Below are 21,057 nucleotides of genomic sequence, written 5' to 3' on the forward strand. Positions count from 1 at the left end.
ATGATGGATCGCAGGACATGGAAGCAGGGGGCGGCGCTGTCAGCCGCGTTGCTGGTGTTGGGCGGATGTGGTGGCAGTGAGGGCGGGGGCACGGCGCCGGTGGCGACAGCGGCCACGCGGTCCGTGCAGAGCGTGGCGCAGGCCGCATCCCCTGCGGCGTACAACATCGGCACGGGCATCAGCGACATCACGGGCGAGGCGGCCGAGGCCGGCATGTTCGGCTACTCGAAGATCGATCAGCAGACCGGCGGCATTCACCAGCGGCAGCGTGCCCGCGCGTTCATCATCGAAGACCCGGCAACGAAGCAGCGCGTGGCGATTGTGGTGACGGAAACCGGTGCCGTCATGCAGGGCGTGCAGCAGGCGGTGCTGGCGCGGCTGAAGGCGCGCTACGGGGCGCTCTACACCGATGCCAACGTGCTGCTCACGGCCACGCACACGCACGCGGGACCGGGCGGTTTCTCCCACTACGCGCTGTACAACCTGAATGCACTGGGCTACTTGCCGCAGACCTTCAACGCGATTGTCGATGGCATGGTCGAGGCCATCGTACAGGCGCACGACAACGTGCAACCCGGCGAGATCGACCTCAACCAGAGCGAGCTGCACAACGCCAGCCGCAACCGCTCGGCGCCGGCGTTCCGTGCCAACCCGGCGGCGGATCGCGCGGTGTTTCCTGAAGAAATCGATCCGCTGGTCACGCAGCTGACCTTCCGCCGTGCGGGGCAGGCCGTGGGTGTGCTGAACCTGTTTGCCACGCACGGCACCAGCATGACCAATACCAACACGTTGATCAGCGCCGACAACAAGGGCTACGCCGCCTATCACTTCGAGCACGACGTGATGGGCGTGCGCTACCTCGAAGGCAAGGGCTTTGTGGCGGCATTCGCGCAGACCAACGCGGGTGACATGACGCCCAACCTCAATCTCAAGCCCGGTAGCGGGCCGACCGAGAACGAGTTCGACAACACACGCATCATCGGTGAGCGTCAATTTGGTGTGGCGCAGGCACTGGTGGATGCACCGTCGACGCCGCTCGCGGGCGGGGTGGATGTGCGACAGCGCTATGTCGAGATGGGCAACGTCACCGTGGAGCCCGCCTACACCGGCGATGGCCAGCGGCACACCACGTGTCCCGCGGCCATCGGTACCACGCTGGCGGCTGGCAGCACGGAGGACGGCCCTGGCCCGGGTGTCGCGCTGGAAGGGCAGAGCAACCCGTTCCTGGCCGCACTCGGTGGCTTGCTGTTCACGATTCCGGATGACCTGCGCAAGTGCCACGCGCCCAAGGAGCTGTTCGTGCCCACCGGCCTGATGCGGCCGGTGCCCTGGACGCCACCGGTGCTGCCGGTGCAGTTGGTACGCATCGGCCCGCTGTACCTGGCGGCGGTGCCAGCCGAGCTGACGATCATGTCGGGCTACCGCATCCGCCGACAGCTGGCGCGCACGCTCGGTACCACTATCCACAACGTGCTGGCGGTCAGCTATTCCAATGCGTACTCACAATACGTGACCACGCCAGAAGAGTACGACGTGCAGGACTACGAAGGCGGCAGCACGCTGTTCGGCAGGTGGACGCAGCCGGCCTACATGCAGGAGCTGGATCGTCTGGCGCAGGACATGGCGCAGGGGCGCCCCACCACCAACACACTCACGCCGGCGGACCTGAGCCGGCAGCAGATGACCTTCCAGACGGGCGTGGTGCTGGATGCACCGCCGCTGCTCCACCAGTTTGGTGATGTGAAGACCGATGCCGCCGCGCGCTACACGGCAGGCCAGACGGTAAGCGTGGTCTTCGTCACCGGCCACCCGAAGAACAACCTGCACCGCAACGACACCTTTGTGAAGGTGCAGCGTCTGGTGGATGGGGCGTGGAAAACGGTGGCGGTGGATGGCGACTGGTCAACGCAGTACCGCTGGAAACGCGTGTTCGGTGCCGAATCTGAAGCGCAAATCAGCTGGACAATTCCGACCGGCACACCGGCTGGCACGTACCGCATCGTGCATCAGGGCGATGCCAAGAACCTGCTGGGGACCATCACGCCCTTCATGGGCACGTCACGGTCGTTCGAGGTGAATTGAAGAGGGCGGGTTGGGCGGCGCATCCGTCGCCCATTGCCTTGCTTGGTGGTTTCAGACGACGGCCTTGACCGGATAGCCGGCCTGCTCAATGGCGGCCTTCACGGCATCGGTGGCGGCCCCGCTCGTTACGGCCACGGTCTGCGTAGACAGATCAACCTGCACGCTGGCGGCAGCATCCACCTGTTGCACCGCACGGGTGACGGCAGACACACAATGGCCGCAGCTCATACCTTCCACAGAAAACGTCGTCATGGTTCTGGCTCCTGAATCGAAAGAAAAGAAGGGAGAGGAAGTCACGGGCGCAGTATGAACCTTCCCACCGTGGGAAGCGCAAGCGTAAGATGAGGGCTTGACCTTGCCAAGATGGGAAGGTCTAGGCTGATGCCATTCTCCCTGAAATGGACGCTTCCATGACTGCCGCCAGCCCCGTCGCCAACCTCGACGACGCTTCGACTGACCTCGATATCAGCGGGATGACCTGCGCCGCCTGTGCAGGCCGGGTTGAGCGTGCCCTGCGCGCCGTGCCCGGCGTGACCGAAGCCAGTGTGAACCTCGCTACCGAACGCGCTCGCGTCCATGGCGGGGCGACCGGTGATGCGCTGGTTGCTGCCGTGACGGCTGCCGGCTACGAGGCACGTGTCGCGGCAGACGAAACCGCCGCGCCCGTCGCCACCGAAACGGATTTCTGGGACGGCGCCGGCCCCGTGTGGATTGCCGCCGTGCTGTCGGTACCGCTGGTGCTGCCGATGGTTGCCGGCTGGCTCGGCAGTGATTGGATGCTGCCCGCGTGGGCGCAATGGCTGCTGGCGACGCCGGTGCAGTTTGTGATCGGCGCGCGTTTCTACAAGTCGGGTTGGAAGGCCGCGCGTGCGGGGGCCGGCAATATGGACTTGCTGGTCGCGCTGGGTACGTCGGCGGCGTATGGCCTGTCGCTGTGGCTGTGGTGGCGTGCCGGTGCGGATGAGATGCCGCATTTGTACTTCGAGAGCGCTGCCGTAGTCATCACCCTGGTGCGCTTGGGCAAGTGGCTGGAAGTGCGCGCCAAGCGCCAAACGGCACAAGCCATCCGCGCCCTGCAGGCGCTGCGCCCGGATACCGCCCGCGTGCGCGGCGCCGATGGCACGCTGCGCGACACGCCCGTTGCCCGTGTGCGTGTGGGCGACGTGGTGTCGGTGCGCGCCGGAGAGCGCATTCCGGTCGATGCGGTGGTGCTCGAAGGCGCCAGCCACGTCGATGAATCCATGCTGACCGGCGAGAGCCTGCCAAGCCCCAAGCGCGAAGGCGATCGTGTCACCGCTGGCGCCATCGCCACCGACGGCGTGCTGCTGGTGCGCACCACGGCCATCGGCGCGGATACCATGCTCTCGCGCATCATTCGCCTGGTCGAAGACGCGCAGGCCGCCAAGCCGCCGATCCAGCAACTGGTCGATCGTGTGAGCGCGATCTTCGTGCCGGCGGTGTTGGTGGCGGCGTTGCTCACGCTGGCCGGTTGGGCGATCGCCGGGGCCGAGTGGGAGACGGCCATTGTCAACGCGGTGGCGGTGCTGGTGATTGCCTGCCCGTGTGCGCTCGGTTTGGCGACGCCGTCGGCCATCATGGCGGGCACCGGTGCGGGCGCACGGCGCGGCATCCTGATTGCCGATGCACAGGCGCTAGAGCGTGCGCAGCAAGTGGACTTCGTCGTCTTCGACAAGACCGGCACGCTCACCGTCGGCCAGCCGCGCGTGACGGCAGTCGAAGCTGCACCCGGTGTGGATACCGATACGTTGCTCGATCAACTTGCTGCGTTGCAAGCCGAGAACACCCACCCACTCGCACATGCCACGCGTGAGTATGCGGTGGAGCAAGGCCGCGCGAAAGGTCGCACAATCGCGCCCGCGCAATCGCCCGAAGTGCTGGCTGGACGCGGCACGCGCGGCATCGTGAACGGTGCGTCGCTGCAACTCGGCAACGCGCGTTGGATGAGTGAGCTGGGGCTCGACCGCAGCACACTGCAAGCGCGTGCAGATGCGCTGGAAGCCCAGGGCAACACCGTGTCGTGGCTCGCACAAAGCACCGAAGGTGGTGTGCAACTGCGTGGCCTGATTGCCTTTGGCGATGCGCTCAAGCCCGGTGCCAAGGAAGCGGTCGCTGCGCTGCAGGCACGTGGCGTTCGCACGGCACTCGTCACCGGTGACAACGCGGGCGCTGCGCGCACGGTTGCGGATGCACTCGGCATTGACGAGGTGGCCGCGCAAGTGCTGCCGCACGACAAGGCCGCGCGCGTGATGGCCTGGCAGCAGAGCGGCCACGTGGTGGCGATGGTGGGTGATGGCATCAACGATGCGCCCGCGCTGGCTGCGGCCGATGTCGGCATCGCCATGGCCACCGGCACGGACGTTGCCATGCAGGCCGCTGGCATCACGCTCATGCGGGGCGAGCCGCGCTTGGTGAGTGATGCGCTCGACCTCTCGCGCCGCACCGTCGCCAAGATCCGCCAGAACCTGTTCTGGGCATTCATCTATAACGTGGTGGGCATTCCGCTGGCAGCCTTTGGCCTGCTGAGTCCCACCTTTGCCGGCGCGGCGATGGCGTTCTCCAGCGTGAGCGTCGTGACCAACGCGCTGATGCTGCGCCGCTGGCAAGCCTCCGGAGACCGCGTATGACGCAGACCGATCTCAACGCAACCCAAGCTCCGGTCAATATCGGCGAGGCCGCCAAGGCGAGCGGCGTCTCGGCCAAGATGATTCGCTACTACGAGAGCATCGGCCTGCTGCCGCCCAGCCCGCGCACCGAGGGCAACTACCGCATGTACGACGCGCGGGCGCTGCACGTACTGCGCTTTATCCACAGGTCGCGCTCGCTTGGGTTCGCGCTGGAGGAGATCCGCACGCTGCTGTCGCTCTGGCATGACCGCGAACGCGCCAGCGCCGATGTGAAGGCCATCACGATGCGCCATGTGGCCGACCTGGACGCGCGCATCCGCGAGCTGCAAGGCATGCGCGACACACTGATGACGCTGGCCAACGCCTGCCACGGCGACGACCGGCCCGACTGCCCGATCCTCGAAGGCGTGGCTGGCGAGACTGGTGACAAGGGCGCCTGCTGCCACTGAGGGGGCCCTCGATTGGGCGGGGCGGCGTCTATGCCACAATCCGGCAACCCAACGAGGAGACGCCAATGACGCAAGCCCACGCAGAGGTCAACGCGGTTGAAAGCCGCCAGCGCATGAAGGACCATACCGAGTTGCTGGTCCGCACCTGGCTACCAGCACCCGAGACCGGCGCACCACGCGGCACCGTCATCCTCGTCCACGGCATGGCTGAACACAGCGGGCGTTATCCACATGTCGCCAAGGTGCTCACTGATCTTGGCCTGCGCGTGCGGGCCTTTGATTTGCGCGGCCACGGCAAGAGCGGCGGCCCACGCATGGCGCTCGACGCGCAAGACAACTACCTCACCGACCTCGCAGAAATCATCGACGCGGCCGTCGCCGAGTGGCACGAGATGCCGTTTGTGCTGGGGCACAGCATGGGTGGGCTAATCGTTGCGCGCTTCACCACGGCGCGCATTCGGCCGGTGCGTGGCGTGCTGCTGTCATCGCCCGCACTGCGCGTGAAGCTGCCGCCGGGGGCGGGCATTGTGCGCGGCATTCTCTCTGCGCTGGCGCCGCGGCTAGCGGTGCCCAATCCGGTGGATCCGGCCAAGCTGTCGCATGACCCGAGCGTTGCGCCGGCTTATCGTGCGGATGCGTTGGTGCAGGGCACGATCAGTGCGTCACTGCTTGAATTCATGCTCAATGCGATTACGCAGGCGCAGAAAGATGCGCCGCGCCTGGAAGCGCCGATGCTGCTGATGGCCGGTGGTTCTGATTCGATTGTTGATCCGTCGGGCAGTCGGGATTTCTACGCGAATGTGCCGGAAGCGCTGCGCACGCTGGCCTGGTTCGACAGTGGTTATCACGAGATCTTCAACGAAGCGGAACCGTTGCGTGGTGAGGTGTTTGAGAAGATGAGGGAGTGGTTGGCTTCTCGGATTTGAGGTGAGTGAACTTGATGTGCTGCGAAGCACTTTACTTCGGTTGCATGTCGAGAAAGCGCTTACTTAACTATCGTGCAAGGCGAGCCAGTTCTTTCGGGAATTTTCTTAAGTAAGGACACGATCGATTGTCGCTGATTTGTATATTGACAGCCTACTCAGTTTGATCGGTATAGGTCATCTGGTTTGCAGATTTTTGTGGTGAGTCGTTTCAATCGATAGTAGGGATTAAGTGGACTCGGTTGAACCCATGATTGCGATGCAAGATCAAGATCGGTGACTTCGTATTGGATTGCCTTGTATTTCAACGCATCCAGTGAATTGATAATTGGTTGCCAAATTTTGTTTTGAAATACTTCGCGTGGCGTAACGGGATTCCTTGAATACCAAGGTGCAATTGGTTGTATTGGCATCCAGAATTGACCTGCGACGAGAGTGAGGTAGTCTCCGAGTTGCCTTGGTGGAAAATTGAGGTTCCCTAACGAGTCATAGCTAACGCTACCCCAAATCATGGGGCTTGGACTTTCTGTGTGATCGTATGCGAAACTAAGATATATATAAGGAAGGCTTGATCTTAAATGCCAATTTAATGGGTGTTTTGGATTGGATGCGTTGCTGTCGAGAGTCGATAGTCGCTCTATAGCCTGATTTGTAAGTGCCTCGAACGAGGGGCGTTCTTCGGGTACCTGTTTGTCGTATCCAATGCCTTTTGAGTTGTATATATTTTTTAATTCTGTGGAATGAAAGCAATATGGGTAACCGAGTGGGCACCCGCTAAGATCGAAATAGCTGACTTCATTGGCGCTCGCCAAAGGGTGAAATGGGCCGCTGTGTATGTAGGTTACTATCTTGTAGTCGTAAGCCTCTTTCGGTTCCACAAGCTTATTCAGTGCCACCGTCGTCATCTGCTGAATTTTGTCCCGAGCAGGTTTTTCGGGATTCATGTAGGTCTTGATGAAGTTGTGTCCAGATAGCTCAGCCGTATCGAACGGGATTGAGACATTGGCTTGCAATACTTGATCCGTGATGAGGGATCGCAGCGCATTGATGACCACGTCTGCATTGGAAGTGACATATGTGCCGCCGCCTGGGACATAGTTTGCGGGTGTGGCAACACCGGCGATTCCGAAGCTGCCCGGCGTGACGTCAGGGTTGCTGTATAGAAGCCGATGAGAAGCGTTGCCGTAGAGGTTGCCTTGAGAGTGCGCCACCAGCAGAACCCGTCTGCCGTTCTCAACGATGTCCTGGGTATAACCCGCCACATGGGTGGTGACGCGGCTGTCAATGTAGCTGTTTTCGGCTTCCCACTTCTTCTTCAGCTCTGCGCTGGATTCGCTTTCTGTCTTGATGATCAAATCTAGGGCGATTCTTGCGAGCTCTGGAGAGATGCCGTTGATTAGCCCCAACGACGCGCGAACAAGTAGCTCCCACGAGAGATCAGAGTTTTCAGCCAACTTTTGCTGGAACACGCGCTGAAGGTCATCAATAAATCCCCGGTCGGGTTGATCGCGTTTGCGTAGCTGACGGGGACACCGTTGAACCTCGCGCCGATCATGGCGGCGAGCTCGTCTTTGCTAGCTTCCCAGTCTTGCGGGGTGTTCCGGATGCCGTTGCCGAAGTAGATGCGGTATCTCGATTCACACTTCGTTTCGACTTGAGCGGCAGTTAGCGACGGCAGTGTTCCCAGCGCAACGCAACACATCAGGGCGATGGCTTTCAATCGCATGGTTTGTCTCCCGAGTATGAATCGACGATTTGTCCAGCCAGATTGTCTTGAGCTCTCGCTTGAGCATTCAGTCGTTCGCGAGTGTTGAGATACATCGCAAGAACGTCTTTGGTGGCGTCCAGCCACGATGCGCGCCCGAGTTGACTGCGAGCGCAGGCGAATGAACGCCAGAGCTCTTGTGCCGCAATCTGAGCTTTTTCCGGTGTTGTCGCGGTCAGGATGAAGTTCTGCTGAGCTTTGGCGTATTGCATCATCGCGGCCCGTTGCGCTGGGTCCGGATACGTCTTCTCGATGTAGTGTTCGACGTCGTCGCGTATGCCGTTCTTGTTGGCGTCGATGCCCGCGATGGACGCATCGAAATCAGTAGATTTCACGCCGGGGCGGCCCGCTTGATTTTCGACCGCACCAACCTGTGAGTTCAGGACTGAACCCTTGTTGGCTTGAGTTGCGTTGGATGCTGTTGGAGCGTTGCTCGTCGCTGAGTCGGTTGCCTGCTTCTGAGCATCGCCCTCACTTGTGAATGAGAAGGACCACCAGGCAGCAGCAACTGAGCACATGGCAACTACGGCCACGATTTTTGCCTTCACGTCTCCCCCTTTCGCGGGACGTTTGGCTCATCGCCCGCGCTGGACGTCTATTTGAATGTGTTTCTGAAACCTAGGAGGGGAGGCATGCGTGTGCAAGTTAGCTATGTGAAACTTTGCTTAGTGTTGGCTTGCACCGGGCGCGGCATTGGCGCCGCGCCGTATTTGCAGCTCTAGCTAGCAGCGGGTCTGACATCGATGTTGTCTTGCAGACTTTGCGCGTCATCTGCCAACGTTTCAGCGGCAACTCGACAGAGTGCAAGAAGATCGGAAACCGTGTTTGGGAGAAGGAAGCTTGAACCTTCCGCATCGTTGTTTGCGACCAGCCTCAAAACTGTGCCGATGCCGCGAGCGACAGTCTCAGTCGTGTCGCATAGGCGCAGGAGCGATTGTGTGTCCTGCGTATTGAGCGGCTCGATGGAGCCGTAGAGTGGGAATGGTGAAAAGCCAGAGATCGCGTGATCAAGAAGAGGGAGGTCTTGGCTTACCGGTGGGGGTGTGACGCGCAGATGGGTCATGTCTAACTTCTTGAGAAGTTTAGACCCGCGCCCCGCTGCTAAACGGGGTGGGCGGGCACAAGTCAGGGTTAGCAGACCGACTCAAGGACCGGCAGGACCGAAGTCCTCCCTGTCAAGGCCCGCCCGTATGGGCGAACGCGAACGGAACACCAATCGGCAAAATTGGTGCCCGCCTTGAGTCGTCGGCTGCTAAACCGATCGTCGCTGTTTACGACGCGCAGAGTATAGCCCGCGAGGCTGGTATCAACGCCACGCTATGGGCTAGAAAACAGTCCGCCACAATTCCCCCCAATCCCGTGCAAAATGACCCTTCACCATCTTGGGCGCGCCCTTCTTTGGCAAGACAAAGAAAGTGAGTCAGCCCCGGCAGGGGATGAAACAAGGGATGCACCACAAGAACAAGAACAAAAAACAAAACCCAAAACCCAGCAACACCAAAGAGAAAAAGCACGGAGACATGGAAACCTACGACTACATCATCATCGGCGCAGGCTCCGCGGGCTGCGTCCTGGCCAACCGTCTGACGCAAGACCCCGACGTCTCTGTGCTGCTGCTGGAGGCCGGCGGCAAAGACGATTACCACTGGATCCACATCCCCGTCGGCTATCTCTACTGCATCGGCAACCCACGCACCGATTGGCTTTACCGCACCCGCGAAGAGCCCGGCCTGAACGGCCGCTCACTCGGCTACCCACGAGGCCGCGTACTGGGCGGCTGCTCGTCCATCAACGGAATGATCTACATGCGCGGCCAGCGCGAAGACTACGACGGCTGGGCTGCCGCAACCGGCGATGCTTCGTGGAAGTGGGACGCCGTGTTGCCGCTCTTCAAGGCCAGCGAGAACTACCACGGCGGTGCCAACGAATGGCACGGCGCCAGCGGCGAATGGCGCGTTGAAGCGCAACGTCTGCAGTGGCAAGTGCTGGAGACCTTCATCGAGGCCGCCGTGCAGGCGGGCATCCCGCGCACGAGCGACTTCAACCGTGGGGACAACTTCGGCGTTGGCTATTTCGAGGTCAACCAGAAACACGGTATCCGCTGGAATACCGCCAAGGGTTTTCTGCGGCCAGCATCGCAACGGCACAATCTGACCATCGTGACCGGCGCCCAAGTGCGCGCGCTCACGTTTGATGGCAAGCGCTGCACAGGTGTGGCGTATCGCGGGGCAGGGCAGGACTACACGGTGGCCGCGCGCGAAGAGGTGATCCTCTCGGCCGGGGCGATCAACTCGCCGCAGTTGCTGGAGCTGGCAGGCATCGGTCAGCCGGAGCGGCTGCAGGCGCTGGGCATCAACGTGCGTCAGGCGTTGCCCGGCGTGGGTGAGAACCTGCAAGACCATCTGCAACTGCGCTGCGTGGTCAAGGTGCATGGCGTGCCGACGCTCAACACGCGTGCCGCCAACTGGTGGGGCAAGGCGCTGATCGGCATGGAATACGCGTTCAACCGCAGCGGCCCGATGAGCATGGCGCCGTCGCAGTTGGGGGTGTTTGCGCGCTCCAACCCGCAAGTGGCGCGGCCGGATGTGGAGTACCACGTGCAGCCGCTCTCGCTCGACAAGTTTGGTGACCCGCTGCACGCGTTCAACGCATTCACCGCCAGCGTGTGCAACTTGCGACCGACTTCGCGCGGCTCGGTGCATCTCACCTCGGCGGATCCGTTTGCGGCGCCGACCATCGCGCCCAACTATCTGTCGACGGAGGAGGACCGCAAGGTCGCGGCCGATTCGCTGCGCCTGACGCGCCGCATCGTTGCGCAGCCGGCTCTGGCGAAGTACCGGCCGGAGGAATACCTGCCCGGCCCCAACTATCAGACCGACGACGACCTCGCGCGCGCCGCCGGGGACATCGGCACGACCATCTTCCACCCGGTCGGCACCTGCCGCATGGGCCGGGCGGATGACGCGGGCGCGGTGGTCGATGCGCAGTTGCGCGTGCATGGCATTGACGGCCTGCGTGTGGTGGATGCGTCGATTATGCCGACCATCACCTCGGGCAATACCAACTCGCCGACGATCATGATTGCCGAGAAGGCCGGCGAGATGATTCGAGCGGCACGCAAGGCGCGTGCGCGCGGCGAGCCGGTGGCGGCCTGACGCCGGTTTGCGGGGCGATGACACGGGCGTGACACGCGCCCATGTCATATCGATAGGCAATCGGTATTGCTCCGATACGTAACTCTACGTAACCCCCATCGGAAAACCGCAAAGCCAATGCCGGTGCGGGTTTATGGGCCGTAAGCGACGCGTAATCGTCTTGGTACAAACCCCGATGTTTTGCGACGCAACAGCCGTTGACAATCGTTCGCACCAAAAAAGAGGCGGGAGACAAGAGGGGATCATGGCGCAGGACATCATTCTCGAAACGCGCGGACTGACTAAAGCCTTCAAGGGCTTTACCGCCGTGTCCGACGTCAACCTGCGCGTGCAGCGCGGGTCGATCCATGCGCTTATCGGCCCGAACGGTGCCGGCAAGACGACCTGCTTCAACCTGCTGACCAAATTCCTGGTGCCCACGCGCGGCACCATTCTGTTCAACGGCGTCGACATCACATCGGAAAAGCCGGCACAGATTGCACGTCGTGGCGTGATCCGCTCGTTCCAGATCTCTGCCGTGTTTCCGCACCTGACGGTGATGGAAAACGTTCGCGTGGGGCTGCAGCGCCAGCTCGGTACGGCGTATGCATTCTGGCGCAGCGAGCAATCGTTGAATGTGCTCAATGAACGTGCGATGGCACTGCTCGAACAGGTGGGTCTGACACAGTTCGCGCATACCGTGACGGTGGAGCTGCCCTACGGCCGCAAGCGCGCGCTGGAGATTGCCACCACGCTGGCGATGGAGCCCGAGCTGATGCTGCTCGACGAGCCCACGCAGGGCATGGGCCACGAAGACGTGGACCGCGTGACGGAGCTGATCAAGCGTGTCTCCGAAGGCCGCACGATTCTGATGGTGGAGCACAACATGAACGTGGTGTCTTCCATCGCCGACAAGATCACAGTGCTGCAGCGCGGTCAGATCCTGGCCGAAGGCCCGTACGAAGATGTCTCGAAGAACCCGCAGGTGATGGAAGCCTATATGGGCACCGTCGATGCGGCGCTGGAAGGCCACTGACCGGCCGAATCGATCATCCGCCGATCAGTCGACACGGCCGCATGCCGTGGCATGAACGCTAAGCGAAACGCTAGACCCGAACACACGAGAACACTGCATGAGCACGCCCGCGCTCCAGATCAAGGACCTGCACGCCTGGTACGGCGAATCGCACATCCTGCATGGTGTCGACCTGACCGTGAACCGCGGCGAGGTCGTCACGCTGCTCGGCCGCAATGGCGCGGGCCGCACCACCACGCTGCGCGCCATCATGGGCCTGGTGGGCACGCGCCGTGGCTCGATCGTCGTGCATGACGCGAGCGGCCAGGGTGTCGAGACCATCGACTTGCCCACGCACAAGATCGCCCACTGCGGCATCGGCTACTGCCCGGAAGAGCGCGGCATCTTCTCCAGCCTGTCGTGCGAAGAGAACCTGATGCTGCCGCCGGTGCTCAAGGACCAGGTGGCAAAGAGCGGCAATGCGGGCATGAGCGTGGACGAGATCTACGAGATGTTCCCCAACCTGAAGGAGCGCCGCCAGAGCCAGGGCACGCGCCTGTCGGGCGGCGAGCAGCAGATGCTGGCGGTCGGGCGCATCCTGCGTACCGGAGCGAACTTGCTGCTGCTCGATGAGATTTCCGAAGGGCTGGCCCCGGTGATCGTGCAGGCGCTGGCCCGCATGATCCTGATGCTCAAGAAGCGCGGCTACACGGTGGTGATGGTGGAGCAGAACTTCCGCTTTGCCGCACCGCTGGCCGATCGCTTTTATGTGATGGAACACGGCAGCATCGTCGAGCGTTTCGAGGCGGCGCAGTTGCAGGACAAGATGCCCGTGCTGCACGAACTGCTTGGCGTCTAAAGCGTTGTCGATATCAATTTGCTTCACCACCGCGCGACGCGTCACAAGCGATGCGCGCACTACAGGAGACAAGACCATGACACTCAAGAAGCTGGCTGGTGCACTGATGGCGGTAGGACTGGGGGCGGCGGCGGGTTTTGCGCCGCTGAGCGCGCATGCCCAGGTGAGCGGCGACAAGGTGAAGATCGGTTTCATCACCGATCTCTCCGGCCTGTATGCCGACATCGACGGACAAGGCGGCGTCGAGGCGGTCAAGATGGCCATTGAAGACGCGGGCGGCAAGGTGCTCGGCAAGCCGATCGAGCTGGTCACGGCGGACCACCAGAACAAGGCCGACATCGCTGCCTCCAAGGCGCGTGAGTGGATGGACCAGCAAGGTCTGGACATGCTGCTGGGCGGCACCAACTCCGCCACCTCGCTGGCCATGGCCAAGGTGGCTGCCGAGAAGAAGCGTACGTTCATCTCCATCGGTGCCGGCACGGCGCGCCTGACCAACGAGGAATGTACGCCGTACACGATTCACTATGCGTATGACACGGTGGCCCTGGCCAAGGGCACCGGCAGCGCGGTGGTCAAGCAGGGCGGCAAGTCGTGGTTCTTCCTGACCGCCGACTATGCTTTCGGCCACTCGCTGGAGAACGACACCGCAGCCGTGGTCAAGGCCAACGGCGGCACGGTGGTGGGCTCGGTCAAGCACCCGCTGTCGGCATCGGATTTCTCGTCGTACCTGCTGCAGGCGCAGTCGTCCAAGGCGCAGATACTGGGCCTGGCCAACGCCGGTGGTGACACGATCAACTCGATCAAGGCGGCCAAGGAATTCGGCATCACCAAGACGATGAAGATCGCCGGCCTGCTGATGTTCATCAATGACGTGCACAGCCTGGGCCTGCAAACGGCCGAAGGCCTGCTGATGACCGACAGCTGGTACTGGGACATGAACGACGCCACGCGCAAGTTCGCCAACCGCTACTTCATGAAGATGAAGAAGATGCCGAGCAGCCTGCAGGCTGCTGACTATTCGGCGGTGTCGAATTACATCAAGGCAGTGGCCGCCGCCGGCACGGATGATCCGGACAAGGTGATCGCCCAGCTCAAGAAGACCAAGCTGGACGATTTCTATGCCAAGGGCACGATCCGCGCCGATGGCCGTTACGTGCACGACATGTACCTGATGCAGGTGAAGACCCCGGCCGAATCGAAGAAGCCGTGGGACTACATGAAGATCGTCACGGATATCCCGGGTGACCAGGCCTTCACCACGCCGGCCGAGTCGAAGTGCTCGCTGATGAAGAAGTAAGCAGGTAAGCAATCCGGCGCCGCTGCCCGCGTGGGTGGTGGCGCCTTCAGCGTTGTTGCATTGTTGGTGTGATGTCCTCTTACTGACCGCGATGGAAATCTTCGGCGTTCCGCTACCGGCCATGCTCAGCCAGCTGCTGCTGGGTCTGGTCAACGGTTCCTTCTATGCGATGTTGAGCCTGGGCCTTGCGGTCATCTTCGGGCTGCTCAACGTCATCAATTTCGCGCACGGCGCGCTGTTCATGCTGGGCGCGGTGCTCACGTGGATGGGCTTCTCGTACCTCGGCCTGCCGTACTGGTTGATGCTGGTGCTCTCACCGCTGGCGATCGGCGTGCTGGGGATGGTGATCGAGCGCACGCTGCTGCGCTTCATCTACAAGCTCGACCACCTGTACGGCCTGCTGCTCACGCTGGGCGTGACGCTGGTGATCGAGGGTGTGTTCCGTGCCATCTACGGTGTGTCGGGGCTGCCGTATGACACGCCCGAGCTGCTGCAGGGTGCGACCGACCTTGGCTTCATGATGCTGCCCAACTACCGCGCGTGGGTGGTGGTGGCCTCACTGGCGGTGTGCTTCGCCACGTGGTTCATGATCGAGAAGACCAAGCTGGGTGCGTACCTGCGCGCCGGCACCGAGAACCCGAAGCTGGTGGAAGCCTTTGGTGTGAACGTGCCGCTCATGGTCACGCTCACCTACGGCTTTGGCGTGGCGCTGGCGGCCTTTGCGGGCGTGCTGGCGGCACCCGTCATCCAGATCTCGCCGCTGATGGGGCAGAGCATGATCATCACCGTGTTTGCCGTGGTGGTGATCGGCGGCATGGGGTCGATCATGGGTTCCATCCTCACCGGCCTCGGCCTGGGGGTGATCGAAGGGCTGACCAAGGTGTTCTATCCACAGGCGTCGGCCACGGTGGTGTTCGTGATCATGGTGCTGGTGCTGCTGGTGCGTCCGGCCGGCCTGTTCGGTAAAGAGAAATAAAGCGAAGCGGCACGATGCAAAACTCTTCTTCCCTCAAATACGTCCTGTACGGCCTGCTGCTGGTGGCGCTGATTGCGGCGCCGCTGGTGGGAGCGTACCCGGTGTTCGTCGCCAAGCTGCTGTGCTTTGCGCTGTTTGCGTCGGCGTTCAATCTGCTGCTGGGCTACACGGGGCTGCTGTCGTTCGGGCACGCGGCGTTCTTTGGTGGCGCGGGCTACGTGGCCGGCTACATGATGCGCGATCTCAACGTCACGCCCGAACTTGGCTTGCTGGCCGGCACGGCAGCAGGCGCCTTCATCGGTCTGATCGTGGGCCTGCTGGCCATCCGCCGCCAGGGCATCTACTTCGCGATGATCACGCTGGCGCTGGCGCAAATGCTGTACTTCTTCTGCCTGCAGGTGCCGTTCACGGGCGGCGAAGACGGCCTGCAAGGCGTGCCGCGCGGCAAGCTGTTCGGCATGCTGGATCTGTCTTCCGACCTGACGCTGTACTACGTGGTGCTGGCGATCGTCGCGTTGGCCTTCTTGCTGATCGTGCGGACGATCCACTCGCCGTTCGGGCAAATCCTCAAGGCCATCAAGGAGAACGAGCCGCGTGCCATCTCCCTCGGCTACGACACCGACCGCTTCAAGCTGCTGGCCTTCGTGCTGTCAGCGGCGCTGACCGGGCTGGCTGGCTCGCTCAAGACGCTTGTGCTCGGCTTTGAGACGCTGACGGACGTGCACTGGTCGATGTCAGGCTCGGTGATCCTGATGACGCTGGTGGGTGGCCTGGGCATCCTGTCGGGCCCGATCCTGGGCGCGGCACTGGTGATTGCGCTGGAAAACAAGCTGGGCGACATCGGTACCTTCTTGGCGGGCGCCACCGGTTTCGACGGGTTCAATGTGCTGGGCGAATCGGTCACGACGGTCACGGGTGCGATTTTCGTGATCTGCGTGCTGACCTTCCGCCGCGGCATCATGGGTGAAATTGCTGCACGACTACCTTGGCTGCGGCGCTAGGGTCACAATGGCCGCAAATGGCGTCGCATCCCCCCCGAAAGGGTGATCTTGGTGCCTATTTGGTGCTTAGTGCACCGTAAGGGTTTGCTCTAGTTGTTGCGTTGCGGTGCATTCTTTACAGTCTCGTTACGGTTTTCGCACGAGATAAATGAGGCGGGAGCGAGGAGACGACAGCACACACCGCACGAAACGGTGGAGATGCTAAATAGAACAGAGGCCCTGCCAGGCGATCCCCGGCAGGGCCTTTTAGTTTGTGCCTTCAGTGTGCGGCGCTCGCCGCCAGCAGGGCCCGGCCCCGGGCGCTGACGGTTACCAAACGCGTGTCGGGCAAGCAATCCACTAGCCCATCAATGCACGCATCTTCCCAGATCGACAAACGTGGACATGACGTCCGCCACGTCTCCAAGACCTCCGCATACGGCCTGGGCCGCTCGGCCAGTGACTGCAGCAATTGCAGGGTGAGGGCACGGGTGGGGTCGGTCATGGTGGGCTCCGTTTTCGGGTTATCCACATATCCACATGCCCACAGTCTCGTCGGCGCTGGCGCACAAGAGAAATGCATTCGGAGTCGACGTCTATGCGCGCACTGCATGACAATGGCGCCTTCGCCTTGAGTCCCCATGACCCTGTCCACCCGCCTTGCCACGCTGGATGACCGGCCACGCCTGTTGGCCGCCATCGCATCGAGCGCCTCGCCGCTGCAATTGGCGCATGCCGTCGATACGCTGCTGGCTCACCCGAGCGTGCATCCGTGCTTCCTTGTCGAGGAAGACGGGGCATTGCTTGGCGTCACACCGATCACGCTGGTGCCACACTTGGCGCTCGGTGGGTTGGTGGCGTGGCTGCCGGTCGGCGTGATGCTGTTTTCCGATGACGTGGCCACGCGTGATGCCGCCTTGGCCGCCGTCAATGAGTACGCCCGCGCACATGGCATACTCCACGTCCTGCTGCCGCCCGCGGCGCTTGCCGCGTATGACGCCACCGCGCTCGGCTTTGCAGCGGATGCGACCGGTTGCTGGCGCCGCAGCGCGCGTCCGTCGCCCAAATCGCTGGGCTAGTCCTTCCCGCTCATTCGCCTGTTTCTGTTTCCCGATGGAATTCGCTTTGCTCGCCTTGGCCGGCTTTCTGGCTGGCCTGATCGATGCCGTGGCCGGTGGCGGCGGCCTGGTGCAGATTCCCGCGCTGTTTTCGGCATACCCGAACATTGCGCCGGCCACGCTGATCGGCACCAACAAGGTCGCGTCGATGTCGGGCACGGCCACGGCGGCGGTGCGCTACGGCCGCACGGTGCGCATCTACTGGGGTGCGACGGCGCCGGCGGTGGTCACGGCATTTGGGTTCTCGCTGCTTGGCGCGTGGGCGCTCATGCACATCCCCGCCGAACCGCTGCGCCGCGCGCTGCCGTTTGTGCTGGCGGTGCTGCTGATCTACACGGTGGCGAAAAAGAACCTCGGCGCCGATCACGCCCCCAGCCTCACCGGTTGGCGCGAGCGTGCGGCGGCGCTACTGGCCGGCGCTGTCATCGGTTTCTACGATGGTGTGTTTGGTCCGGGCACCGGCAGCTTTCTGATGATCGTGTTCGTGCGCGTGTTCGGCTACGACTTCCTGCATGCCTCGGCGTCCACCAAGATCGTCAACCTGGCGACCAATGTGGCGGCGTTGCTGCTGCTAGCGTCCAAGGGCCACGTGTGGTGGCAGCTGGGCCTGGTGATGGCGGTGGCCAACGTGGCCGGCAACCAGGTTGGCAGCCACCTTGCGCTGCGGCACGGCAGCCGCTTCGTGCGCAAGGTGTTCATCGTGGTGGTGCTGGCGCTGATTTTGAAGACGGCTTACGACGCGTTCATCCGCTGAGGCTTACCCACCCAGCTGCGTGTCGAGCGCCACGGTGCGCTCGGTGATGACATCGCCCGTGTGCTGCGTGGTGACGGTTTCGATGAGCATGATGCCGCATTCCTCGTCGGCGACGGGGCAGTGGCGCACGCCGCGCGGCACCACGCAGAACTCGCCGGGGCCGAGGTGCACGTCGTCGCGGTCTTCGAAGGCGATCTTCAGGCGGCCGTAGACCACGAAGAACAGCTCATCCTCATTCGGGTGGTCGTGCCAGACGAATTCGCCCTTCAGCTTGGCGACCTTGATGTGCTGGTCGTTGACCTGGCCGACGATGCGCGGCGACCAATAGTCCGTTACCTGTTCCAGCGCCTGCGTGACCTGTACGGCGTGTCCTGCGAGCATGATGCACTCCGATGTGTGGGGAGGCCCTGAAGATAAGGGCGTGCACCGCGCATTCCCAACCAAACTTTCTAATCGAGCCGATCACGCAGGCTAATGCGCGAAGCGTTGTCACCGGTTTGACGCACGCGCGCACTAGGCTACAAGGTTTCGCCTTCTTTTGTGCAGCAGCATCATGGCTCTGAGCCTCGACGACATCCAAACGCTATTTGACCGCCACGGCGGCATCGCCTACAGCGGCGAGCCCGTCACCCAGCTTGAACACGCGCTGCAAACCGCTGCGCTGGCGGAGGAGGCGGGCGCATCGGATGCGCTCATCACCGCCGCACTGCTGCATGACCTGGGGCATCTGCTGAACCTGCAAGGCGATACGCCAACCGCGCACGGCATCGACGATCAGCACCAGTACTTTGCGCTGCCGTTCCTGCGCGCGACGTTTCCGGATGCGGTGCTGGAGCCGATCCGCCTGCATGTGGACGCCAAGCGCTGCCTGTGCGCGATGGACGCGCATTACTACGCGCGCTTGTCGGCCGATTCCGTGCGCAGTCTGGCGTTGCAGGGCGGGGTGTTTTCGGCGGAGGAGGCCGAGGCCTTCATGCAGCGACCTTACGCGGCGGACGCGCTGCAACTGCGCCGCTGGGACGACCTCGCCAAGGTGGCCGGCCAGTCGACGCCCGCTCTCTCGCACTTTCTGGCGACGGCTGCGCGCGTCTCAAACGCAACGTAGGCTGCGCAGCGTCGCGCCCACAGCCTCATCCCACGGCGTATGCGGCTCGGCGCCCAGTGTCTGCACGAGCTTGGCGTTGTCCATGCGCACCGGGTGCTGCCACAGATAACGCATTTCGCGCATCTCACGCAGCATCTCCGAGAACGGCGCCAGTGCCGGCAGCAGCCACCATGGAAATGCACGCGTCTTGACCGGATGCCCGACCGCACGGCCGATTGACGCGGCCATCTGCGTGCCGTCGGCGTCCCAGTGACCGCGCATGTGATACACGGCAAAGTCCGGCAGGCGGTCGCCTTGTTCGACCAGGCGCAGCATCGTCTCCGCCACGTCCGGCAGATAGGCCCATTGGTGGCCGACACCGCGCGCGCCCGGATAGGTGAGGGTGCTGACGGGCTTGCCTGCATGCACCAGCGCGCCGGCAAACCAGTTGTTACCCGTGTGCGGACCAAAGAAATCCCCAGCGCGCACGATCAGGCTGCACACACCATCGGCACTGGCGGCCTGCATGCGGCGCTCCAGTTCCACGCGGATCTTGCCCTTGCGTGTGAGCGGCTGCTGCACGGTGTTCTCGCGCAGCACGGGAAAGGTGTCGGGCGCAAAGTTGTACACCGTGCCGGGCAGCACGATGCGTGCGCCAGATGCGCGGGCTGCGGCGATGGTGTTGTCGATCATCGGCAGCACCTGGCCGGCCCAGTTCTTGTAGCCCGGCGGGTTGACGGCGTGGATGATCAGCTCGGCGCCCTGTGCGGCACCCACCACGTCCTCGCGCACCATCGCATCACCGCGCACCCACTCGAAGGCGGTGTTGCGATCCGTCAGTGCATCCGGATTGCGCTGCAATGCACGCACGTGCCAGCCGCGTGCCACCAGCCGCCGTGCTACCTCGCCGCCAATGCCACCGGTGGCGCCCAGTACCAATGCGATGCGTTTTGCCTGTTCCATGACCCTGCTCCCGAGTGTGTTCTCGTTGCGATGGAGGCATTCTGGTCGCGCTTGTGCTTCAATGGAATTGTTGATGATAAGCGTGCTGCTATACGAATTTGTATGAGTGAACCAAGAGTATTCACGGAGCCGGGCTGGGAGCTGTATCGGACCTTTCTGGCCGTCGTGCGGGAAGGCTCGCTGTCGGGTGCAGCGCGCGCGCTGGGGCTGACTCAGCCCACCGCCGGGCGTCACGTTGATGCGCTGGAACAGGCGCTGGGCCTGCCGTTGTTCATCCGCACCCAGCAGGGGTTGAGCCCGACCGAGGCGGCGCTGTCGTTGCGGCCGTTTGCCGAATCACTGGAGTCGACCAGCGCCGCACTGCTGCGGGCTGCATCCAGCCATGGCGAGGGCGTGCGCGGCACCGTGCGCATCACCGCCAGCGAGGTGGTGGCGGTGGAAGTGCTGCCGCCCATCCTCGCTGATCTGCACGCCGCGTATCCGGAGCTGACGCTCGAGCTGGTGCCGTCGAATCGCATGGAGGATTTGCTGCGCCGCGAGGCCGATATCGCCGTGCGCATGCAGCCACCGACGCAGGGCGTGTTGATTGCGCGGCATATCGGTGGCATCGAGCTGGGTGTGTACGGGCACCGGCGTTATCTGGAGCGGCGCGGTGTGCCCGCCACACTGGGTGATCTCACGGGTCACACGCTGATCGGCTACGACAAGGAGAGCGCCTTTCTGCGCAGCGTGCGCGCGCAGTTGCCGTGGGTGCAGCGCAATCGGTTTGCGCTGCGCACAGACAGCGATCTCGCAGCGATTGCCGCGTTGCGCGCGGGTTTTGGTATCGGCTTCTGCCAAGTGGGATTGGCGCAGCACAATCCGGATCTCGTACGCCTGTTTGCTGGCGAGGTTTCGATCGTGCTCGACACGTGGCTCGCCATGCATGAAGACCTGCGCGATAGCCCGCGCTGTCGCGTCGTATTTGATGCGTTGGCGACGGGGTTGCGACGCTACATCGACGGGGAATGACC

General features: G+C 62.8%; 22 protein-coding genes. 14 read left to right on the top strand and 8 right to left on the bottom strand.

All coding sequences use genetic code 11. The annotated features are described in order from the left end of the window. Positions 1-2,082, top strand: a complete 2,082-nt coding sequence (locus R2N11_RS09410) for a neutral/alkaline ceramidase (RefSeq protein ID WP_316680893.1) — start codon at positions 1-3, stop codon at positions 2,080-2,082. A gap of 51 nt (positions 2,083-2,133) precedes the next feature. On the opposite strand, the gene R2N11_RS09415 is transcribed toward R2N11_RS09410, so the two are convergent. Continuing rightward, positions 2,134-2,334, bottom strand: a complete 201-nt coding sequence (locus R2N11_RS09415) for a heavy-metal-associated domain-containing protein (RefSeq protein WP_199032471.1) — start codon at positions 2,332-2,334, stop codon at positions 2,134-2,136. Positions 2,335-2,492: 158 nt separating this feature from the next. Between R2N11_RS09415 and R2N11_RS09420 the strand changes: the two genes are divergently transcribed. From R2N11_RS09420 to R2N11_RS09430, 3 genes are all read left to right on the top strand, one after another. Then, positions 2,493-4,727 (top strand): heavy metal translocating P-type ATPase, encoded by a 2,235-nt coding sequence (locus tag R2N11_RS09420; RefSeq protein WP_316680894.1) that lies wholly within the window; start codon positions 2,493-2,495, stop codon positions 4,725-4,727. Next, positions 4,724-5,176, top strand: coding sequence for a Cu(I)-responsive transcriptional regulator (cueR, locus tag R2N11_RS09425; protein WP_199032138.1), 453 nt, complete (start codon positions 4,724-4,726; stop codon positions 5,174-5,176). Before R2N11_RS09420 ends, cueR begins: the two co-directional genes overlap by 4 nt. A 65-nt stretch (positions 5,177-5,241) precedes the next feature. After that, positions 5,242-6,102 carry an alpha/beta hydrolase gene (locus R2N11_RS09430; RefSeq protein WP_316680895.1) on the top strand — a complete coding sequence of 287 codons (861 nt, stop codon included), beginning with the start codon at positions 5,242-5,244 and terminating at the stop codon, positions 6,100-6,102. A 155-nt stretch (positions 6,103-6,257) separates the two neighbouring features. On the opposite strand, the gene R2N11_RS09435 is transcribed toward R2N11_RS09430, so the two are convergent. The 4 genes from R2N11_RS09435 to R2N11_RS09450 form a co-directional block, all read right to left on the bottom strand. Continuing rightward, complete coding sequence (locus tag R2N11_RS09435) at positions 6,258-7,553, bottom strand: hypothetical protein (protein WP_316680896.1); 1,296 nt, start codon at positions 7,551-7,553, stop codon at positions 6,258-6,260. After that, positions 7,496-7,825, bottom strand: a complete 330-nt coding sequence (locus R2N11_RS09440; RefSeq protein WP_316680897.1) for a hypothetical protein — start codon at positions 7,823-7,825, stop codon at positions 7,496-7,498. The genes R2N11_RS09435 and R2N11_RS09440 overlap by 58 nt, the downstream gene beginning before the upstream one ends. Next, positions 7,816-8,412 carry a hypothetical protein gene (locus R2N11_RS09445; protein WP_316680898.1) on the bottom strand — a complete coding sequence of 199 codons (597 nt, stop codon included), beginning with the start codon at positions 8,410-8,412 and terminating at the stop codon, positions 7,816-7,818. Before R2N11_RS09445 ends, R2N11_RS09440 begins: the two co-directional genes overlap by 10 nt. A gap of 170 nt (positions 8,413-8,582) precedes the next feature. Then, positions 8,583-8,927 carry a hypothetical protein gene (locus R2N11_RS09450; RefSeq protein WP_316680899.1) on the bottom strand — a complete coding sequence of 115 codons (345 nt, stop codon included), beginning with the start codon at positions 8,925-8,927 and terminating at the stop codon, positions 8,583-8,585. 457 nt (positions 8,928-9,384) lie between these two features. Between R2N11_RS09450 and R2N11_RS09455 the strand changes: the two genes are divergently transcribed. The 6 genes from R2N11_RS09455 to R2N11_RS09480 all read left to right on the top strand — a co-directional run bounded on the left by R2N11_RS09455 (position 9,385) and on the right by R2N11_RS09480 (position 16,146). Then, positions 9,385-11,019, top strand: coding sequence for a GMC family oxidoreductase (locus tag R2N11_RS09455; protein ID WP_316680900.1), 1,635 nt, complete (start codon positions 9,385-9,387; stop codon positions 11,017-11,019). 244 nt (positions 11,020-11,263) lie between these two features. Then, a complete protein-coding gene (locus R2N11_RS09460) occupies positions 11,264-12,034 on the top strand; it encodes an ABC transporter ATP-binding protein (protein ID WP_199032133.1) in 771 nt (256 codons plus the stop codon). 97 nt (positions 12,035-12,131) lie between these two features. Further along, positions 12,132-12,872, top strand: coding sequence for an ABC transporter ATP-binding protein (locus tag R2N11_RS09465; RefSeq protein WP_199032132.1), 741 nt, complete (start codon positions 12,132-12,134; stop codon positions 12,870-12,872). A gap of 76 nt (positions 12,873-12,948) precedes the next feature. Then, positions 12,949-14,169, top strand: coding sequence for an ABC transporter substrate-binding protein (locus R2N11_RS09470; RefSeq protein ID WP_199032131.1), 1,221 nt, complete (start codon positions 12,949-12,951; stop codon positions 14,167-14,169). 91 nt (positions 14,170-14,260) lie between these two features. Next, positions 14,261-15,145, top strand: coding sequence for a branched-chain amino acid ABC transporter permease (locus R2N11_RS09475; RefSeq protein ID WP_199032130.1), 885 nt, complete (start codon positions 14,261-14,263; stop codon positions 15,143-15,145). Between the two features lie 14 nt (positions 15,146-15,159). After that, the gene (locus tag R2N11_RS09480) at positions 15,160-16,146 is read left to right on the top strand and encodes a branched-chain amino acid ABC transporter permease (protein WP_199032129.1); all 987 of its coding nucleotides are present in this window, start codon (positions 15,160-15,162) and stop codon (positions 16,144-16,146) included. Positions 16,147-16,405: 259 nt separating this feature from the next. On the opposite strand, the gene R2N11_RS09485 is transcribed toward R2N11_RS09480, so the two are convergent. Further along, on the bottom strand, positions 16,406-16,630 hold the full coding sequence (locus R2N11_RS09485) for a hypothetical protein (protein WP_199032128.1): 225 nt from the start codon (positions 16,628-16,630) through the stop codon (positions 16,406-16,408). A gap of 136 nt (positions 16,631-16,766) precedes the next feature. Between R2N11_RS09485 and R2N11_RS09490 the strand changes: the two genes are divergently transcribed. Both R2N11_RS09490 and R2N11_RS09495 read left to right on the top strand, forming a co-directional pair. Beyond that, complete coding sequence (locus R2N11_RS09490) at positions 16,767-17,204, top strand: hypothetical protein (protein ID WP_316680901.1); 438 nt, start codon at positions 16,767-16,769, stop codon at positions 17,202-17,204. 34 nt (positions 17,205-17,238) lie between these two features. Beyond that, the gene (locus R2N11_RS09495) at positions 17,239-17,997 is read left to right on the top strand and encodes a sulfite exporter TauE/SafE family protein (protein ID WP_316680902.1); all 759 of its coding nucleotides are present in this window, start codon (positions 17,239-17,241) and stop codon (positions 17,995-17,997) included. 3 nt (positions 17,998-18,000) lie between these two features. On the opposite strand, the gene R2N11_RS09500 is transcribed toward R2N11_RS09495, so the two are convergent. Continuing rightward, positions 18,001-18,378, bottom strand: coding sequence for a cupin domain-containing protein (locus tag R2N11_RS09500; RefSeq protein WP_316680903.1), 378 nt, complete (start codon positions 18,376-18,378; stop codon positions 18,001-18,003). Between the two features lie 172 nt (positions 18,379-18,550). Between R2N11_RS09500 and R2N11_RS09505 the strand changes: the two genes are divergently transcribed. Next, entirely contained in the window at positions 18,551-19,102 is a 552-nt protein-coding gene (locus R2N11_RS09505) for a phosphonate degradation HD-domain oxygenase (protein ID WP_316680904.1), read from the top strand. On the opposite strand, the gene R2N11_RS09510 is transcribed toward R2N11_RS09505, so the two are convergent. Continuing rightward, on the bottom strand, positions 19,088-20,044 hold the full coding sequence (locus R2N11_RS09510) for an SDR family oxidoreductase (RefSeq protein WP_316680905.1): 957 nt from the start codon (positions 20,042-20,044) through the stop codon (positions 19,088-19,090). The genes R2N11_RS09505 and R2N11_RS09510 overlap by 15 nt on opposite strands. 102 nt (positions 20,045-20,146) lie before the next feature. On the opposite strand from R2N11_RS09510, the gene R2N11_RS09515 reads away from it, so the two are divergent. Beyond that, complete coding sequence (locus R2N11_RS09515; RefSeq protein WP_316680906.1) at positions 20,147-21,055, top strand: LysR family transcriptional regulator; 909 nt, start codon at positions 20,147-20,149, stop codon at positions 21,053-21,055. Positions 21,056-21,057 lie beyond the last annotated feature (2 nt).

This window comes from Ralstonia flaminis (assembly GCF_958415495.1).
Lineage (GTDB): Bacteria > Pseudomonadota > Gammaproteobacteria > Burkholderiales > Burkholderiaceae > Ralstonia > Ralstonia flaminis.

Coding starts and splice junctions, on each gene's coding strand:
- R2N11_RS09410 (WP_316680893.1), top strand. CDS start 1: ATGATGGATCGCAGGACATGGAAGCAGGGGGCGGCGCTGTCAGCCGCG.
- R2N11_RS09415 (WP_199032471.1), bottom strand. CDS start 2,334: ATGACGACGTTTTCTGTGGAAGGTATGAGCTGCGGCCATTGTGTGTCT.
- R2N11_RS09420 (WP_316680894.1), top strand. CDS start 2,493: ATGACTGCCGCCAGCCCCGTCGCCAACCTCGACGACGCTTCGACTGAC.
- cueR (WP_199032138.1), top strand. CDS start 4,724: ATGACGCAGACCGATCTCAACGCAACCCAAGCTCCGGTCAATATCGGC.
- R2N11_RS09430 (WP_316680895.1), top strand. CDS start 5,242: ATGACGCAAGCCCACGCAGAGGTCAACGCGGTTGAAAGCCGCCAGCGC.
- R2N11_RS09440 (WP_316680897.1), bottom strand. CDS start 7,825: ATGCGATTGAAAGCCATCGCCCTGATGTGTTGCGTTGCGCTGGGAACA.
- R2N11_RS09450 (WP_316680899.1), bottom strand. CDS start 8,927: ATGACCCATCTGCGCGTCACACCCCCACCGGTAAGCCAAGACCTCCCT.
- R2N11_RS09455 (WP_316680900.1), top strand. CDS start 9,385: ATGGAAACCTACGACTACATCATCATCGGCGCAGGCTCCGCGGGCTGC.
- R2N11_RS09460 (WP_199032133.1), top strand. CDS start 11,264: ATGGCGCAGGACATCATTCTCGAAACGCGCGGACTGACTAAAGCCTTC.
- R2N11_RS09465 (WP_199032132.1), top strand. CDS start 12,132: ATGAGCACGCCCGCGCTCCAGATCAAGGACCTGCACGCCTGGTACGGC.
- R2N11_RS09470 (WP_199032131.1), top strand. CDS start 12,949: ATGACACTCAAGAAGCTGGCTGGTGCACTGATGGCGGTAGGACTGGGG.
- R2N11_RS09475 (WP_199032130.1), top strand. CDS start 14,261: ATGGAAATCTTCGGCGTTCCGCTACCGGCCATGCTCAGCCAGCTGCTG.
- R2N11_RS09480 (WP_199032129.1), top strand. CDS start 15,160: ATGCAAAACTCTTCTTCCCTCAAATACGTCCTGTACGGCCTGCTGCTG.
- R2N11_RS09485 (WP_199032128.1), bottom strand. CDS start 16,630: ATGACCGACCCCACCCGTGCCCTCACCCTGCAATTGCTGCAGTCACTG.
- R2N11_RS09490 (WP_316680901.1), top strand. CDS start 16,767: ATGACCCTGTCCACCCGCCTTGCCACGCTGGATGACCGGCCACGCCTG.
- R2N11_RS09495 (WP_316680902.1), top strand. CDS start 17,239: ATGGAATTCGCTTTGCTCGCCTTGGCCGGCTTTCTGGCTGGCCTGATC.
- R2N11_RS09500 (WP_316680903.1), bottom strand. CDS start 18,378: ATGCTCGCAGGACACGCCGTACAGGTCACGCAGGCGCTGGAACAGGTA.
- R2N11_RS09505 (WP_316680904.1), top strand. CDS start 18,551: ATGGCTCTGAGCCTCGACGACATCCAAACGCTATTTGACCGCCACGGC.
- R2N11_RS09510 (WP_316680905.1), bottom strand. CDS start 20,044: ATGGAACAGGCAAAACGCATCGCATTGGTACTGGGCGCCACCGGTGGC.
- R2N11_RS09515 (WP_316680906.1), top strand. CDS start 20,147: ATGAGTGAACCAAGAGTATTCACGGAGCCGGGCTGGGAGCTGTATCGG.